Annotated in this window: 12 protein-coding genes and 1 riboswitch; of the genes, 8 read left to right on the plus strand and 4 right to left on the minus strand. The window is 73.0% G+C overall.

Annotated elements, in window-relative coordinates; all coding sequences use genetic code 11:
• Positions 1 to 26: 26 nt before the first annotated feature.
• Positions 27 to 986, minus strand: coding sequence for a sucrase ferredoxin (locus ADK86_RS02810; protein ID WP_053695095.1), 960 nt, complete (start codon positions 984 to 986; stop codon positions 27 to 29).
• A gap of 175 nt (positions 987 to 1,161) precedes the next feature.
• Positions 1,162 to 2,439, minus strand: a complete 1,278-nt coding sequence (locus tag ADK86_RS02815; RefSeq protein WP_053695106.1) for a citrate synthase — start codon at positions 2,437 to 2,439, stop codon at positions 1,162 to 1,164.
• Positions 2,440 to 2,581: 142 nt separating this feature from the next.
• Between ADK86_RS02815 and ADK86_RS02820 the strand changes: the two genes are divergently transcribed.
• Both ADK86_RS02820 and ADK86_RS02825 read left to right on the plus strand, forming a co-directional pair.
• On the plus strand, positions 2,582 to 3,748 hold the full coding sequence (locus ADK86_RS02820; protein ID WP_053695096.1) for a citrate synthase/methylcitrate synthase: 1,167 nt from the start codon (positions 2,582 to 2,584) through the stop codon (positions 3,746 to 3,748).
• A 58-nt stretch (positions 3,749 to 3,806) separates the two neighbouring features.
• Entirely contained in the window at positions 3,807 to 5,000 is a 1,194-nt protein-coding gene (locus tag ADK86_RS02825) for a CobW family GTP-binding protein (RefSeq protein ID WP_053695097.1), read from the plus strand.
• Positions 5,001 to 5,103: 103 nt separating this feature from the next.
• Here ADK86_RS02825 and ADK86_RS02830 read toward each other — a convergent pair whose 3' ends face one another.
• Positions 5,104 to 7,551, minus strand: coding sequence for a DNA gyrase/topoisomerase IV subunit A (locus ADK86_RS02830; protein ID WP_053695098.1), 2,448 nt, complete (start codon positions 7,549 to 7,551; stop codon positions 5,104 to 5,106).
• Between the two features lie 247 nt (positions 7,552 to 7,798).
• Here ADK86_RS02830 and ADK86_RS02835 point away from each other — a divergent pair, with 247 nt between their 5' ends.
• The 5 genes from ADK86_RS02835 to ADK86_RS02850 all read left to right on the plus strand — a co-directional run bounded on the left by ADK86_RS02835 (position 7,799) and on the right by ADK86_RS02850 (position 12,659).
• Positions 7,799 to 9,136 (plus strand): M16 family metallopeptidase, encoded by a 1,338-nt coding sequence (locus ADK86_RS02835; protein ID WP_053695099.1) that lies wholly within the window; start codon positions 7,799 to 7,801, stop codon positions 9,134 to 9,136.
• 20 nt (positions 9,137 to 9,156) lie between these two features.
• The gene (locus ADK86_RS02840) at positions 9,157 to 10,524 is read left to right on the plus strand and encodes a M16 family metallopeptidase (RefSeq protein WP_107088400.1); all 1,368 of its coding nucleotides are present in this window, start codon (positions 9,157 to 9,159) and stop codon (positions 10,522 to 10,524) included.
• Positions 10,525 to 10,593: 69 nt separating this feature from the next.
• Positions 10,594 to 10,731 carry a hypothetical protein gene (locus ADK86_RS45580; RefSeq protein ID WP_158706405.1) on the plus strand — a complete coding sequence of 46 codons (138 nt, stop codon included), beginning with the start codon at positions 10,594 to 10,596 and terminating at the stop codon, positions 10,729 to 10,731.
• Positions 10,732 to 10,775: 44 nt separating this feature from the next.
• Positions 10,776 to 10,930: riboswitch (cyclic di-AMP (ydaO/yuaA leader) on the plus strand.
• A gap of 13 nt (positions 10,931 to 10,943) precedes the next feature.
• The gene (locus ADK86_RS02845) at positions 10,944 to 11,741 is read left to right on the plus strand and encodes a M23 family metallopeptidase (protein WP_053695101.1); all 798 of its coding nucleotides are present in this window, start codon (positions 10,944 to 10,946) and stop codon (positions 11,739 to 11,741) included.
• A 225-nt stretch (positions 11,742 to 11,966) separates the two neighbouring features.
• The gene (locus tag ADK86_RS02850) at positions 11,967 to 12,659 is read left to right on the plus strand and encodes a GntR family transcriptional regulator (protein WP_199834339.1); all 693 of its coding nucleotides are present in this window, start codon (positions 11,967 to 11,969) and stop codon (positions 12,657 to 12,659) included.
• 306 nt (positions 12,660 to 12,965) lie between these two features.
• Here ADK86_RS02850 and ADK86_RS02855 read toward each other — a convergent pair whose 3' ends face one another.
• The gene (locus ADK86_RS02855) at positions 12,966 to 13,247 is read right to left on the minus strand and encodes an HPr family phosphocarrier protein (RefSeq protein WP_003981826.1); all 282 of its coding nucleotides are present in this window, start codon (positions 13,245 to 13,247) and stop codon (positions 12,966 to 12,968) included.
• Positions 13,248 to 13,481: 234 nt separating this feature from the next.
• On the opposite strand from ADK86_RS02855, the gene ADK86_RS02860 reads away from it, so the two are divergent.
• The coding region (locus tag ADK86_RS02860) for a GNAT family N-acetyltransferase (RefSeq protein ID WP_053695103.1) at positions 13,482 to 15,731 on the plus strand (2,250 nt) is incomplete at its 3' end.

Consider the following 15,731-nt stretch of genomic DNA (forward strand, 5'->3'; position numbering starts at 1 on the left):
CGGTGGTGGGGGTAACCGCACCTTGATCAGGACGGGGGAGGGGTGGAGATGAGGTCGGGGAGGGCCCGTACGGACAGCACGGCCATGCGGGCCGGCCTTCCGAGCGGGAGCCCGCAACTGGCCGGGGCGGGTGCGCCATCGGTGCGCTGCTCCACCGTGACCCGCCAGGACCGGCCGTCCCGGTGCGCGACCGTGACGGCCCACGCCGGGGTGGCGGGCGCTTCGCGAGGGGCGGACGGCGGTACGGCTTCCGTGCGTACGGCATCGAGCGCGTCCGCCCGGTCCTCGCGTATCAGCTCCCGAACGGCGAGGTCGGCGGCCTGGGCCGGGCGTTCCCAGGCGGAGCGGCCCCGGCAGTGGTCCAGCAGGATGCGGCCCGAGCGCGCCGACTCCACGGCGTCCTTGACCAGCGGGGCGGAGGCCCGCCCGTAGGCGTAGCCGTAAGGGAGCACGAAGAGGGTGGGGGAGAAGCGGTGGCCGCCGATGTGGGTGATCTCCCACGCCTCGGTTCCGCTGGCGGTCAGTTCGGCGGCCAGCGGCCGGCCGAGGAGGGCGCAGCAGCGGTCACGCTTGCCGTTGGTGCAGACGAAGACCAGGGGATCGCCGGTGTACGGCTCCCAGAGCCCGTCGTGTTCGCCCGCGCCCAGCCGTGCGAAGTCGAGGGACAGCAGCGCTTCGGGGTCGGTGACGGCGGCGGTGCGCATCCAGGAGCGGCCCGGTGCGGTGTGTGCGAGGAAGGCGCGGCGGGCGGTGGAACCGTGGCAGTCGGCGTGGCGGCCCGGCCGTCGGATGAGGGCGGCGCGTACGCCCGTGCCGTCCGCGGCCGCTTCCAGGGCCCGCCCGATGCGGGGATCGAGATGGCTCTCGGTCAGCGCCTCGGTGCCCCAGGGGCCGGTCTGCTCGACGAGCAGCCAGGTCCGGGCGGTTGCCGAGGTGCCTGCGACGGGCTCGGCGGCATCGCGGGAAGCGGTTGCGCACGTGCTCACATAGGTAACCCTAACCTGTCGCGGAGCGACCGGAATCCAGCACCGGGATCATCGAAATCCGGGCTCGTGGTTGGGGGCGCCCGGTTCGGGGGGGCGGGGGCGCGGATTCTCAACGTCCAGGACGTGCAGCCGCCTTGGCGCCCCCCTGCCCCGCCCCCGTCTCGTCCTCCCCCGCTCACGGCATCGGCTGAGGCGGCCGCGGCCCTTGGTAGTGGCCGCTCGGGCGCATACGGAGCGGGCGTTCCGCGTACTCCTCCAGTGCGTGGGCGATCCAGCCGGCCGTGCGGGCCACCGCGAAGACCGTTTCGCCGGCTTCGGGGGTCATGCCGGCCGAGACGGTCAGGACGGCCAGTGCGAGATCGACGTTGGCGTGCAGGGCGGTGTGCCGGGCGGTGGTGGCGGCGACTTCGCGGGCCGCGGCCAGTGCCGGTCCGGCCTGCGGTACGTCCTCCAGGAGGCGGAACAGGGCGCGGGCGCGCGGGTCTTCGCCCTGGTAGACGCGATGGCCGAGGCCGGGCACCCGGCGGCCGGCGCGCAGATGGTCCGCGACCACGGCCGCCGCGCTGCCCCGGTCCAGCACCTCCAGCAGCATGCGGTGCGCGAGCCCGCTCGCGGCGCCGTGCAGGGGGCCGTCCAGCGCGCCGAATCCGGCCGACACGACGGCGTACGGATGCGCCCGCGCGGAGGCGGCCACCCGGGCGGCCAGGGTGGAGGCGGCGAGGTCGTGGTCGATCAGGAGGGTAAGTGCCGCGTCCAGCGCGCGAAGTGACGGCTCGTCGGGTCGTTCCGGAGTGAGGCGTGACCACAGGCGGCGGGGGAGTGGGGCCGAAGTGTGGCCGCCCGGGCTGCCCAGGTGCGGTAGGGCGTCCACGAGGACGGGGATCAGCGCGCGCGCCGTACCCAGGACGGCGTCCTCGGACAGGTCGAAGCGCAGCGGATCGGCGGAGGCCGCCGCCACCACCGCGACGCGCAGCCGGTCCATCGGGCCGCTGTGCGCGGGCAGCGCGCCGACGGCCCGGCGCGCGGCGGCGAGCGCGTCCTCCGGGGCGGTGAAGCGGACGCCGGGACGCAGAACGCCCGTCCAGAGCCAGTCGGCGACCTCTTCGTAGCCGTAACGGGAGGTCAGCTCGGATGTGTCCACGCCGCGGTAGTAGCAGCGGTCCTGGTCGATGAGGGTGATGCCGGTACGGATCGCCAGGTCGCCGCCCTGGGCGGCCGGTTCGCGGCGGGCGCCGCGCCGGGCGAGCGCGTCCACCTCCGCGGCGTCGAAGGTGCTGCCGCGTCCCCCGGGCTTCCGCCGGCTGGTCAGCTGGCCGCGGCTGACGTACGCGTACACCGTCTCGGGCTTCACGCCGAGCCGCTCGGCCGCCTCCCGGGTGCTCAGCCGCCGCTCGGCCCCGTCCCCGCCGTTCGCGCGGTGCCCCGTCCCGTGGTCCGCTCCGTGATCCGCCATGACGCCCATCGTATCGATGCGTCCAGGTGTCTATGTTGATTCAATCAATATTGACATCGATCGAGTCAACCATGGACAGTCAAGTCGACACCGACCGAGGCGCCGGTGATCCGGGACAGAGCAGAGAAAGGCAGTGAGCGCCATGTCGATCGCCGAACCGGGCATGACCGTCGACGTACCCCGCGGCCTCGCGGGCGTGATCGTCACCGAGACCGAACTGGGAGACGTACGGGGCGGGGAGGGCTTCTACCACTACCGCCAGTACTCCGCCGTGGAGCTCGCGCAGAGCCGTACCTTCGAGGACGTCTGGCACCTGATGCTCCGCGGCTCCCTGCCGGACGCGGAGCGCCGCGCCGCCTTCACGGCGGAGACCGCGCCCCTGCGCCACCTGCCCGACGCCGTACGGGACGCCCTGCCCGGCATCGCCCGCGCGAGCGCCCGCAGCGGCCCGCTCGCCGGCCTGCGCACCGCGCTCTCGCTGCTCGGCGCCGCCGCGGGCTTCCGGCCCCTGTACGACATCGACGCCGGGCAGCGCGGCGCGGACGCGCTCACCGCGAGCGCCGCCGTGCCCACCCTCCTCACCGCGCTGCACCGCCTCGGCCGGGGCCTGACGCCGGTCGAACCGCGGGACGACCTCCCCTACGCCGCCAACTACCTCTACATGCTCACCGGTGAGGAACCGGACCCCGAGCGCGCGAGCGCCATCGAGCGCTACCTGATCTCCACCGTCGACCACGGCTTCAACGCCTCGACCTTCACCGCCCGCGTCATCGCCTCCACCGGTGCCGACCTCGCGGCCTGCCTGGCCGGTGCGGTCGGCGCGCTCTCCGGACCGCTGCACGGCGGCGCGCCCAGCCGGGCCCTGGACGCCCTCGACGCCATCGGCACTCCGGACCGCATCGACCCCTGGATCCGCGAACGCGTCCGCTCGGGCGAGCGGATCATGGGCTTCGGGCATCCCGTCTACCGCACCGAGGACCCCCGCTCGCGGATGCTGCGGGACATCGCACGGGGCTTCGGCGGGCCGCTCGTGGACTTCGCGCTCCAGGTGGAGGAGCGGGTCGAGGCGCTCCTCGCCGAGCTGAAACCCGGCCGGGAACTGCACACCAACGTCGAGTTCTACGCGGGCGTGGTGATGGAGCTGTGCGGCCTGCCGCGGGAGATGTTCACCCCCACGTTCTGCGCCGCGCGGGTGATCGGGTGGAGCGCCAATATCCTGGAGCAGGCGGACGACTCGAAGATCATCCGTCCGGCGGCCCGCTATGTGGGTCCGCCCCCGCCGCAGCCGGTGCCCGCCGCGCTGAACTGACGGCGCACCGGACCGACGGCGCGCCGCCGCACCGACGTACGACGATGGAGGCGCCCCCTTGGCCCCGCAGGCCCCGCGACAGATTCCGGTCATCGTGCTCGCCGGATTCCTCGGTTCCGGCAAGACGACCCTGCTCAACCACCTGCTGGGCCGCAGCGGCGGCAGCCGCGTCGGCGCGGTCGTCAACGACTTCGGCAGCATCGAGATCGACGCCATGACGGTGGCGGGACAGGTCGACTCGATGGTCTCGCTGGGCAACGGCTGCCTGTGCTGCGCGGTGGACACCAGCGAACTGGACGAGTACCTGGAGCGCCTGGCCCGCCCGGCGGCCCGTATCGATGTGATCGTCATCGAGGCCAGCGGGCTGGCCGAGCCCCAGGAACTCATCCGCATGATCCTGGCCAGCGAGAACGACCGGATCGTCTACGGCGGGCTCACCGAGGTCGTCGACGCGGCCGAGTTCGCGGCCACCCGGGCCCGGCATCCGGAGATCGACCGGCATGTGGCCGTCGCCGACCTCGTGGTCCTGAACAAGGCCGACCGGATCGGGGCGGAGGAGCAGCGCGCCCTCCTGGCCACGCTCGCCGAGCTGAGCCCGGGAACGCCGGTGGTGCCGGCCGCGTACGGGCGGATCGACCCGGAGCTGTTCTTCGACCGCAAGCCGCGCGACGAGGCGGACGAGGCGGTGCGCCAGCTGTCCTTCGAGGATCTGATCCGGGCGGAGGCGGACGCGGAGGCCGCGGCGGGCGGGGAGGCGTCCGGGGAGCACGTCTGCGACGAGTGCTGCGGGCACGGGCAGCACCTCCATGCCGCCTACGAGAGCGTGGAATTCGTCTCGGACGCGCCGATGAACCCGCGCCGGCTGATGGCCTTCCTCGACAGCAGGCCCGCCGGGCTCTACCGGATCAAGGGCTTCGTCCACTTCGACGTACCGGAGAACCGGCAGAAGTTCGCCGTGCACGCGGTCGGCGACTTCCTGCGCTTCTACCCCTCGGCGTGGCAGCCGGACGAGGAGCGGCGCACCCAGCTCGTCCTGATCGGCAGCGGCGTCGACGCGGCGGCGCTGCGCAAGGAGCTCGCGGACTGCCGGGAGACGGGACCGGAGCGCGCCGAGCCGGACAGCATGTGGGGGGTGCTGCGGTACGTACCGTCGGGGGACGAGCCCGGGGACGCGGAGCCGGGGGAGCCCGGCGCACCCGATGGGCCCGCGGACTTCGCGGCGGAACAGCCCGAGGAATACGACGAGCTGTAGGGCACAGCGATTCCTCACAGCGGCACAGTGATCTCCCACACAGGACGGGGGCCCGGCCCGGCCATGCCGTCGCCGGGCCCCCGCCCTCACATCACCTCGCCCGCTACACCGGCCCCGCCAGCGCTGTGACCGGCTTCTGCAGCGGTACGCCCGAGCCGTCGCGCCGCGGGTCCGGGTCCGGCAGGGGGACCGGGGAGCCCTTGGCATCCGCGGCCCGTACCGGTGCGGAGCCGGCCCAGGCCAGCGACAGGCAGTCCTCGCCCTTCAGGAACCGCTGGCAGCGCACGCCGCCGGTCGCCCGGCCCTTGCGCGGATACTGGTCGAAGGGGGTGAGCTTGGCCGTCGAGACCGAGTCGTCGAGCGTGCCGTGCGAGCCGGAGACCGTGAAGACCATGGCGTCGGCGGCCGGGTCGACGGCCGAGAAGAAGATCACCTTCGCGTCCGGGCCCAGCTTGATGCCCGCCATGCCGCCCGCCGGCCGGCCCTGCGGCCGTACCTGCCCCGCCGGATAGCGCAGCAGCTGCGCCTCATTGGTGATGAAGACCAGGTCCTCCTCGCCCGTCCGCAGCTCCGCGGCGCCCACGATGCGGTCGCCGTCCTTGAGGGTGATGACCTCCAACTCCTCCTTGTGGGAGGGGTAGTCCGGCACCACGCGCTTGACGATGCCCTGCTGGGTGCCGAGCGCCAGGCCCGGCGAGGACTCGTCGAGCGTCATCAGGCAGATCAGCTCCTCGTCCTCCTGGAGGGAGAGGAATTCCGCGACCGGCGCGCCGCCCGACAGGTTCGGCGCCGCGACGGTGTCCGGCAGCTGCGGCAGGTCGACCACCTGGAGACGCAGCAGCCGGCCGGCGGACGTCACCGCCCCCACCTCGCCGCGCGTGGTGGCCGGCACCGCCGAGACGATCACGTCGTGCTTGACGCGCTTGGCCTCCGCGTCGAAGCTCACCTCGCCGTTGGCCGTACGGGCCAGCAGCCCCGTCGAGGACAGCAGCACCCGGCACGGGTCGTCGGCGACCTCCAGCGGCACCGACGCCACCGGGGCGCCCGCCGACTCCAGCAGGACGGTACGCCGGTCCGTGCCGTACTTCTTGGCCACCGAGGCCAGCTCGTTCGAGACCAGCTTGCGCAGCTCGGCGTCCGATTCGAGGATCTTCGTCAGCTTCTCGATGTCGGCCTTGAGGGTGTCGCGCTCGGACTCCAGCTCGATGCGGTCGAACTTGGTCAGGCGGCGCAGCGGGGTGTCGAGGATGTACTGCGTCTGGACGTCGCTGAGCCCGAAGCGGTCGATCAGCCGCTCCTTGGCCTGCGCGCTGTTCTCGCTGGAGCGGATCAGGCGGATGACCTCGTCGATGTCGACCAGGGCCGTCAGCAGGCCCTCGACCAGGTGGAGGCGGTCGCGCTTCTTGCCGCGCCGGAACTCGCTGCGGCGGCGCACCACGTCGAAGCGGTGGTCGACGTAGACCTCCAGCAGCTCCTTCAGGCCCAGCGTCAGCGGCTGGCCGTCGACCAGCGCGACGTTGTTGATGCCGAAGGACTCCTCCATGGCCGTGAGCTTGTACAGCTGCTCCAGGACGGCTTCCGGGTTGAAGCCGTTCTTGATCTCGATGACCAGGCGCAGGCCGTGCTCGCGGTCGGTGAGGTCCTTCACGTCCGCGATGCCCTGGAGCTTCTTCGCGCCCACCAGGTCCTTGATCTTGGAGATGACCTTCTCGGGGCCCACCGCGAACGGCAGTTCCGTGACGACCAGGCCCTTGCGGCGGGGGGTGACGTTCTCGATCGAGACGGTGGCGCGGATCTTGAAGGTGCCGCGGCCGGTCTCGTACGCGTCCCGGATGCCGCCCAGGCCCACGATCCGGCCGCCGGTCGGCAGGTCGGGGCCCGGCACGAACCGCATGAGCGTCTCAAGGTCCGCGTTCGGGTGCTTGATCAGGTGGCGGGCGGCGGCGATCACCTCGCCGAGGTTGTGCGGCGGCATGTTCGTCGCCATGCCGACGGCGATTCCGGACGCGCCGTTGACCAGCAGGTTCGGGTACGCGGCGGGGAGGGCGACGGGCTCCTGCTCCTGGCCGTCGTAGTTCGGCGCGAAGTCGACCGTGTCCTCGTCGATGGACTCCGTCATCAGGGAGGTGGCCGAGGCCATCTTGCACTCGGTGTACCGCATGGCGGCGGGCGGGTCGTCGTTGCCGAGCGAGCCGAAGTTGCCGTGGCCGTCGACCAGGGGCAGCCGCATGGAGAAGGGCTGCGCCATCCGCACCAGGGCGTCATAGATGGAGGCGTCGCCGTGCGGGTGGAGCTTACCCATCACCTCGCCGACGACGCGGGCGCACTTGACGTAGCTGCGCTCGGGGCGCAGCCCCATCTCGTTCATCTGGTAGAGGATGCGGCGGTGCACGGGCTTGAGGCCGTCGCGGGCGTCCGGGAGGGCGCGGGAGTAGATGACCGAGTACGCGTACTCAAGGAAGGAGCCCTGCATCTCGTCGACGACGTCGATGTCGAGGATCCTCTCCTCGAAGTCGTCCGGCGGCGGGGTCTTCGTGCTACGGCGGGCCATCGCGGCTGCGGCTCCTTCGCTTGCGTCCTGCTGCTTGCCGATGCTGGATCACGTTCGGGTCTTGTGCGGACCATTGTGGCCCGCCCCACTGACAACGCCGACCGCGACCCTCCCCGGGCCGCCGGACGGGTCGGCGGCGAAGTCCGCTCGTACGAGGCAGCCCGGACGGGAACTTCGCCATAGCCCGACGCGCTTGCATACAGTGACAGAACTTCCTCGCAAGCGGATCGAAGGGACGTACATGCCCATGGGTCACACGGCCACAGAACAAGCCGGCTCCGGCGGCCTGACAGCGACCGAGCACCGGCTGGCCAACGGCCTGCGCGTGGTGCTCTCCGAAGATCATCTGACCCCGGTCGCCGCGGTCTGCCTCTGGTACGACGTCGGCTCGCGCCACGAGGTCAAGGGCCGCACGGGCCTGGCCCACCTCTTCGAGCACCTGATGTTCCAGGGATCCGCCCAGGTCAAGGGCAACGGCCACTTCGAACTGGTCCAGGGTGCCGGCGGCTCCCTGAACGGCACGACCAGCTTCGAGCGCACCAACTACTTCGAGACCATGCCCGCCCACCAGCTGGAGCTCGCGCTGTGGCTGGAGGCCGACCGCATGGGCTCCCTGCTGACGGCGCTGGACGAGGAGTCCCTGGAGAACCAGCGCGACGTCGTCAAGAACGAGCGCCGCCAGCGCTACGACAACGTCCCCTACGGCACGGCCTTCGAGAAGCTGACGGCCATGGCGTACCCGGAGGGCCACCCGTACCACCACACGCCCATCGGCTCGATGGCCGACCTGGACGCCGCCTCCCTGGAGGACGCGCGGGCCTTCTTCCGTACGTACTACGCGCCCAACAACGCGGTGCTGTCGATCGTCGGCGACATCGACCCCGAGCAGACCCTCGCCTGGGTGGAGAAGTACTTCGGCTCCATCCCGGGCCACGAGGGCAAGCAGCCGCCCCGGGACGGCTCCCTCCCGGACGTCATCGGCACGGAGCTGCGCGAGGTCGTCGAGGAGGACGTCCCGTCCCGCGCCCTGATGGCCGCCTACCGCCTCCCGCAGGACGGCACCCGCGAGGCCGACGCCGCCGACCTGGCGCTGACGGTGCTCGGCGGCGGCGAGTCCTCGCGCCTGTACAACCGGCTGGTGCGCCGCGACCGCTCGGCCGTGGCCGCGGGCTTCGGCCTGCTGCGGCTGGCCGGCGCCCCCTCGCTCGGCTGGCTGGACGTGAAGACCTCCGGCGGCGTCGAGGTGCCGGACATCGAGCGCGCCGTGGACGAGGAGCTGGCCCGCTTCGCCGAGGAGGGCCCGAGCCCCGAGGAGATGGAGCGCGCGCAGGCCCAGTTGGAGCGCGAGTGGCTGGACCGGCTCGCCACGGCCGCCGGGCGCGCCGACGAACTGTGCCGTTACGCGGTCCTGTTCGGCGACCCGCAGCTCGCCCTGACCGCCGTGCGGCGCGTCCCGGACATCACCCCGCAGGAGGTGCAGGAGGTCGCCAAGGCCCGGCTGCGCCCCGACAACCGCGCGGTCCTCGTGTACGAGCCGACCGAGCCGACCGCCGCCGAGGACAACGACGAGGAGGCGGCCCAGTGAGCGACGCCGTCAGCAGCACGATGACCTTCCACCCGCAGCCGGCCGGCGGCGAGCCCAAGCCGTGGGCCTTCCCCGCCCCCGAGCGCGCGCAGCTGCCCAACGGCCTGACGGTCCTGCGCAGCCACCGCCCCGGTCAGCAGGTCGTCGCCGTCGAGATCGACATCGTCGCGCCCCTGGAGGCCGAGCCCGAGGGCCTGGACGGCGTCGCCACGATCATGGCGCGGGCCCTGTCCGAGGGGACCGACAAGCACGATGCCGAGCAGTTCGCCGCCGAGCTGGAGCGCTGCGGCGCCACCCTGGACTCGCACGCCGACCACCCCGGCGTCCGCGTCTCCCTGGAGGTCCCGGCCTCCCGGCTGGACAAGGCGCTCGGCCTGCTCGCCGACGCCCTGCGCGCGCCCGCCTTCCCGGACGGCGAGGTCGAGCGCCTGGTGGGCAACCGCCTCGACGAGATCCCGCACGAGCTGGCCAACCCGGCCCGGCGCGCCGCGATGGCCCTGTCCAAGGAGCTGTTCCCGGCCGACTCGCGGATGTCCCGGCCGCGCCAGGGCACCGAGGAGACCGTCTCCCGTATCGACGCCGCGGCCGTCCGCGCCTTCTACGAGGCCCACGTCCGCCCCGCGACGGCCACCGCCGTCATCGTCGGCGACTTCACCGGCGTCGACGTGGACGCGGCCCTGGCGGAGAGCCTCGGCACGTGGACGGGTTCGCCCGCCGAGCCGGTCAGGGCCAGCCCGATCTCGGCCGACGACACCGGCCGCGTGGTGATCGTCGACCGCCCCGGCGCCGTACAGACCCAGCTGCTCATCGGCCGCATCGGTCCGGACCGGCACGACCGTGTCTGGCCCGCGCAGGTCCTCGGCACGTACTGCCTCGGCGGCACCCTCACCTCCCGCCTGGACCGGGTGCTGCGCGAGGAGAAGGGCTACACCTACGGGGTGCGCGCCTTCGGCCAGGTGCTGCGCTCCTCGGCCGACGGCGACGGCGCCGCGATGCTCGCCATCAGCGGCTCGGTGGACACCGCCTCCACCGGCCCGGCGCTGGAGGACCTGTGGAAGGTGCTGCGCACCCTCGCGGCGGAGGGCCTGACGGACGAGGAGCGGGACGTGGCCGTCCAGAACCTGGTCGGTGTCGCGCCCCTGAAGTACGAGACCGCGGCGGCGGTCGCCGGCACCCTCGCCGACCAGGTCGAGCAGCAGCTCCCGGACGACTACCAGGCGCAGCTCTACCTCCGGCTGGCGCGGACCGGCACGGTCGAGGCGACCGCCGCGGCCGTCAACGCCTTCCCGGTGGACCGGCTGGTGACCGTCCTGGTGGGCGACGCGGCCGAGATCGAGGAGCCCGTCAAGGCGCTCGGCATCGGCGAGGTGACGGTGGTCAAGGGCTGACGGCCCGTCACGGGCGTCGCCCGGCCCCGGCGGCCGGCGGGTCATGATCCGTCCGGGTGACGCGATGTCATGAAGCGGATCCAGTGGTGCGCCCGCGCCACTGGATCTTCTTTATGTCCCAATTGCGGGGGGTGGTTGCGTGATGGACGTGTGGCGTACGGCACAAAAGCGGGGTTCTGTTTGCCGTTCGAAAGTGGCCCCGTTTAGCGTCGATCCGGCTGTCCGCGGGATCACCGCCGCAACCGCGGCACGGACAGTCATCGCCGAGTCCCCGTACGGCGCGAGCCAGGGGAGCCGGGGACCCACGTCCCTTGGGGTGAATCGGACGCCTTCCCGGAGGCGCCCGTAGGAGACCTTCCTGCTCCGAACCCGTCAGCTAACCCGGTAGGCGAGAGGGAAGGAAAGGACACAGCCAGCCCATGGCGTTCACCCGTGGCACCGGGAAGCACCGTGGTCCGAGCCGCAGCGCTCGGGCGACCCGCAACCTGGCGGGCATAGCCACGCTCGCCGCCTCCGGCGTCGTCGCCACCGTCGCCTCCCCGGCGCTGGCGGCAGGAAACCCGGACGAGGCGAACACCCACGACACCGGCTTCCACCAGGCCGTCGTCCTCGGCGACGAGCTCGCCGAGCAGGTCGAGGCGCAGGCCGACGCGCAGCAGGAGGCCGCCGACGCGGCCGCCGCGCAGGCCAGGGCCGAGGCCGAGGCACGTCAGCAGGCCGCGGAGGCCAAGCGCAAGGCCGAGGCCGAGGCCAAGAAGCAGCGGGAGGCCGAGGAGCGCGCCGCCCGCGAGGCCGAGCGCAAGCGCCTGCTGACGTACGTCGCCCCCGTCGACGGCTCCTACGTCTCCACCAGCTACAAGGCGTCCAGCGGCCTGTGGTCCTCCGGCAGCCACACCGGCATCGACTTCCACGCCGACTCCGGGACCACCGTCCACGCCGTGGGCTCCGGCACCGTCGTCGAGGCCGGCTGGGGCGGCGCGTACGGGAACAACGTCGTCATCAAGATGAACGACGGCACCTACACCCAGTACGGCCACCTGTCGTCCATCAGCGTCTCGGTCGGCCAGACCGTCACGCCGGGCCAGCAGATCGCCCTGTCGGGCAACACCGGCAACACCACCGGGCCGCACCTGCACTTCGAGGCCCGCACCTCGGCCCAGTACGGCTCCGACATGGACCCGGTCGCCTACCTGCGCTCGCACGGCGTCAACGTCTGACGTACACCCCGTCCCCACCCGGTGCCCCGGCCCTCACGGCCGGGGCACCGGCGTTTCCGGAATCACCGGCCCGCCGGTGCCGTGTTTCCCGGCTGGCCAAAAAATATCCATGAATGCGCCGCGGCCGTCGGAAATCCCGTCCCCGTCGAATAGAGTCACGTCGAATGCCGCCGCCCGGCGGCAATAGGCGGACGTTTCCCGGGAATGACGGCGGAGGCACGGACGATGCGAGGCCATATTTCCGCGCATGCGGTGTGCACGGCGATGCGGGACGACATCGTATCCGGCGTCCTCCCGCCGGGCAGCCGGCTGATCGAGGAGTTGCTGGCCGGCCGGTACGGAGTCTCCCGCGTCCCCGTGCGCGAGGCGCTGCGCACACTGGAGTCGGAGGGCTTCGTCACCATCCGGCACCACGCGGGCGCCTGCGTGGCCGCGCCCACGGAGCGCGAGGCGGCCGACCTCCTGGACATCCGCGGCCTGCTGGAGCCGCTGGGCGCGGCCCGCGCCGCCGCCCGCCGCACCGCCGCCCATCTGAAGGTGCTGCGCGGCATCGTCCGGCTGGGCCGGGAGCGCGCCCGGCACGGCCAGCGCGCCGAGCTGCGCCAACTGGACGGCTGGTTCCACGAGACGCTCGCCCAGGCGTCCGGCAGCGCGAGCCTGGCGGCGCTCCTCACCCAGCTCCGGCGCAAGATCGACTGGATGTACGCGGTCGAGCCGGCGGCCCGCGAGGAGCGCTCCTGGGAGGAGCACGGCGCGGTGCTGGACGCGGTGAGCCGGGGCGACGCGGAGCGGGCGCGCACCCTGATGGCGGCGCATGTCGAGCGCTCGCGCGGGGCGTACATGCTGCGGGCCGAAGTGCCGGGCCCGGCCGTGAGGACCCCGAAACAGCCCGTCAACACGGTGAGCGAACGGAATTAACACATCCGCCGTATACAAGAGCGGGACACGGATTCTTCGAAAGGGCGGCAGCAGCGCGGATGGGGAGCGCCCGGGAAATCGCGCGCCCCAGATATCACGCGCTGCGGTGAATTGCCGTACGGAATTCTCCGGCCGGGCCTGCCCGAATCCGGCGCGCACGGCAGCCGATAAGGCCCCACCCGTATCGCGGTAAGGCCCCCATGGCCGTACCGGAACGCGTGAGAAGGCAAAAGCAACGGCCCCGCCCGGCGCCGGTCCACCCGGTCACCGCGGCGGGGCCGCGCGCACCTCGATCCGCGAAGCGGTTCAGACGGTCTCCGGGAGCTCCTCAAGGCCCTCGGCGACCAGCTTGGCGAGACGGTCGAGCGCGGCGTCGGCGCCCTCGGCGTCGGAGGCCAGCACGATCTCCTCGCCGCCCTGGGCGCCGAGGCCCAGCACGGCCAGCATGGAGGCCGCGTTGACCGGGTTGCCGTCGGCCTTGGCGATCGTCACCGGAACCCCGGAGGCGGTGGCAGCACGAACGAAGATCGAGGCGGGGCGGGCGTGCAGACCCTCGGCCCAACCGACATTGACGCGGCGCTCAGCCATGGTGTTGCCCTTCAAGTCGTCGAAGTTGTCTAGACCAGTGTCTCATGATGCCGGGAGTGCTCCGGCAGGCCGCGGCGGGGTGCGCCACCGGCCGTCGGCACGCTACCTGCTGGTCACGGACGTACGGCCGAAACGTCCGCCATCCGGAACCGCCGGCCGCGGCCGGGGCCGCCCGGACCCCCGCGGCGGCGCGTGCCGAGCCGGTTGTCGGTGGTGGGTCGTACGCTGTGCCCCATGCACAGCACGTCGGACAGCGCCAGCGTCTACCCGGCCCACTGGGAAGCCGATGTCGTGCTGCGCGACGGCGGCACCGCCCGTATCCGCCCCATCGCCCCCGACGACGCCGAGCGCCTGGTCTCCTTCTACGAGCAGGTCTCGGACGAGTCGAAGTACTACCGCTTCTTCGCGCCCTACCCCCGCCTGTCCGACCGCGACGTGCACCGCTTCACCCACCACGACTACGTGGACCGGGTCGGCCTGGCCGCCACCGTCGGCGGCGAGTTCATCGCCACCGTCCGCTACGACCGCATCGACGAGCGCGGCCGCCCCGCCAAGGAGCCCGGCGCCGACCAGGCCGAGGTCGCCTTCCTGGTGCAGGACGCCCACCAGGGTCGCGGCGTGGCCTCCGCGCTCCTGGAGCACATCGCCGCGGTCGCCCGCGAGCGCGGCATCCGCCGGTTCGCCGCCGAGGTGCTGCCCGCCAACACCAAGATGATCAAAGTCTTCACGGACGCCGGGTACACCCAGCAGCGCACCTTCGAAGACGGTGTGGTGCGCCTGGAGTTCGACCTGGAGCCCACCGAGCAGTCCATGGCCGTCATGCGCGGCCGCGAGCAGCGCGCCGAGGCCCGCTCCGTACAGCGCCTGCTCGCGCCCGGCTCGGTCGCCGTCGTCGGCACCGGCCGCGCCCCCGGCGGCGTCGGCCGCTCCGTTCTGCGCAACCTCCGCGACTCCGGCTTCACGGGCCGGGTCTACGCGGTCAACCACGCCTTCCCCGAGGGCGGCACCCGCCTCGACCCCGAGGGCGTGCCAGGACACCGCTCGGTGGCCGAGATCCCCGAGCCCGTCGATCTCGCGGTGCTCGCGGTGCCCGCCGCCCAGGTCCCCGGCGTGGTCCGGGACTGCGGCGAGCACGGCGTGCGCGGCCTGGTGATCCTCTCCTCCGGGTACGCCGAGTCCGGGCCCGAGGGCCGCGAGCGGCAGCGCGCCCTGCTGCGCCAGGCCCGCTCGTACGGCATGCGCCTGATCGGCCCGAACGCCTTCGGCCTGATCAACACCGCCCCCGAGGTCCGGCTGAACGCCTCGCTCGCCCCGCAGATGCCCGGCGCCGGGCGCATCGGCCTGTTCACCCAGTCCGGCGCCATCGGCATCGCCCTCCTCAGCGGCCTGCACCGGCGCGGCCCCGGCGACGGCTCGATCGCCGGCATCTCCACCTTCCTGTCCGCCGGCAACCGCGCCGACCTCTCCGGCAACGACCTCCTCCAGTACTGGTACGACGACCCGGCCACCGACGTCGCGATCCTCTACCTGGAGTCGATCGGCGACCCCCGCAAGTTCATGCGCCTGGCCCGCCGGACCTCCGCCGTCAAGCCCGTCGTCGTCGCCAAGGGCGCCCGCCACACCGGCACCGCCCCGCTCGGCCACACCGTCCCCACGGTCCGCATTCCCGACAGCACGGTCTCCGCGCTGATGCGCCAGGCCGGCGTGATCCGCGTGGACACCGTCACGGAGATGGCCGACGCCGGGCTGCTGCTGGCCTCCCAGCCGCTGCCGGGCGGCCCCCGCGTCGCCATCCTCGGCAACTCCGAAGCGCTCGCCCTGCTGACGTACGACGCCTGCCTCACCGAAGGTCTGCGCCCGCTGCGCCCGCACGTCCTCGACGCCGCGGCCACCCCGGCGGACTTCTGCACGGCCCTGGCCGCCGCCCTGGCCAACGGCCTCTGCGACGCCGTCGTCGTCACGGCCATCCCCTGGGTGGGGGAGGAAGGCGTCGCCTCCCCGGGCGAGGGCGCCGACCTCGCCGCCGCGCTCCGTGAGGCCACCGCGTCGGCGGTGCCCGCCAAGCCGGTCACCGTCGTCCACCTGGCCATGGACGCCCTCGCCGACGCGCTCGCCGCCCCGCCCCCGGCCGCCGCCCCGGCGGCGCCGGCGGAAGCCCCGCAGCCCCCGTCCGGCACGCCCGACGGCCCCCCGACCGCCCCGCTCATACCGGTCTATCCCGCCGCCGAGCGCGCCGTCCGCTCGCTCGCCCAGGCCGTGCGGTACGCCAAGTGGCGCCGGGACTCCGCCGACCCGGGCCGCGTCCCGGAGTACGAGGACATCGAGGAGAGCGCCGCAGGCGAAGACATCGACCGGCTCCTCGACGAGCTCGCGCAGCACGCCGACATCACCCGCTCCGTCCCGCTCCCCGCCGACGACGCCCACGCCCTCCTGGCCCGCTACGGCATCCACGTCCGTCCCGCCCACCCGGCCCCCGACCCGGAC

It is taken from the genome of Streptomyces sp. NRRL F-5755, from assembly GCF_001279365.1.
In the GTDB taxonomy this organism is placed as follows: Bacteria; Actinomycetota; Actinomycetes; order Streptomycetales; family Streptomycetaceae; genus Streptomyces; species Streptomyces rimosus.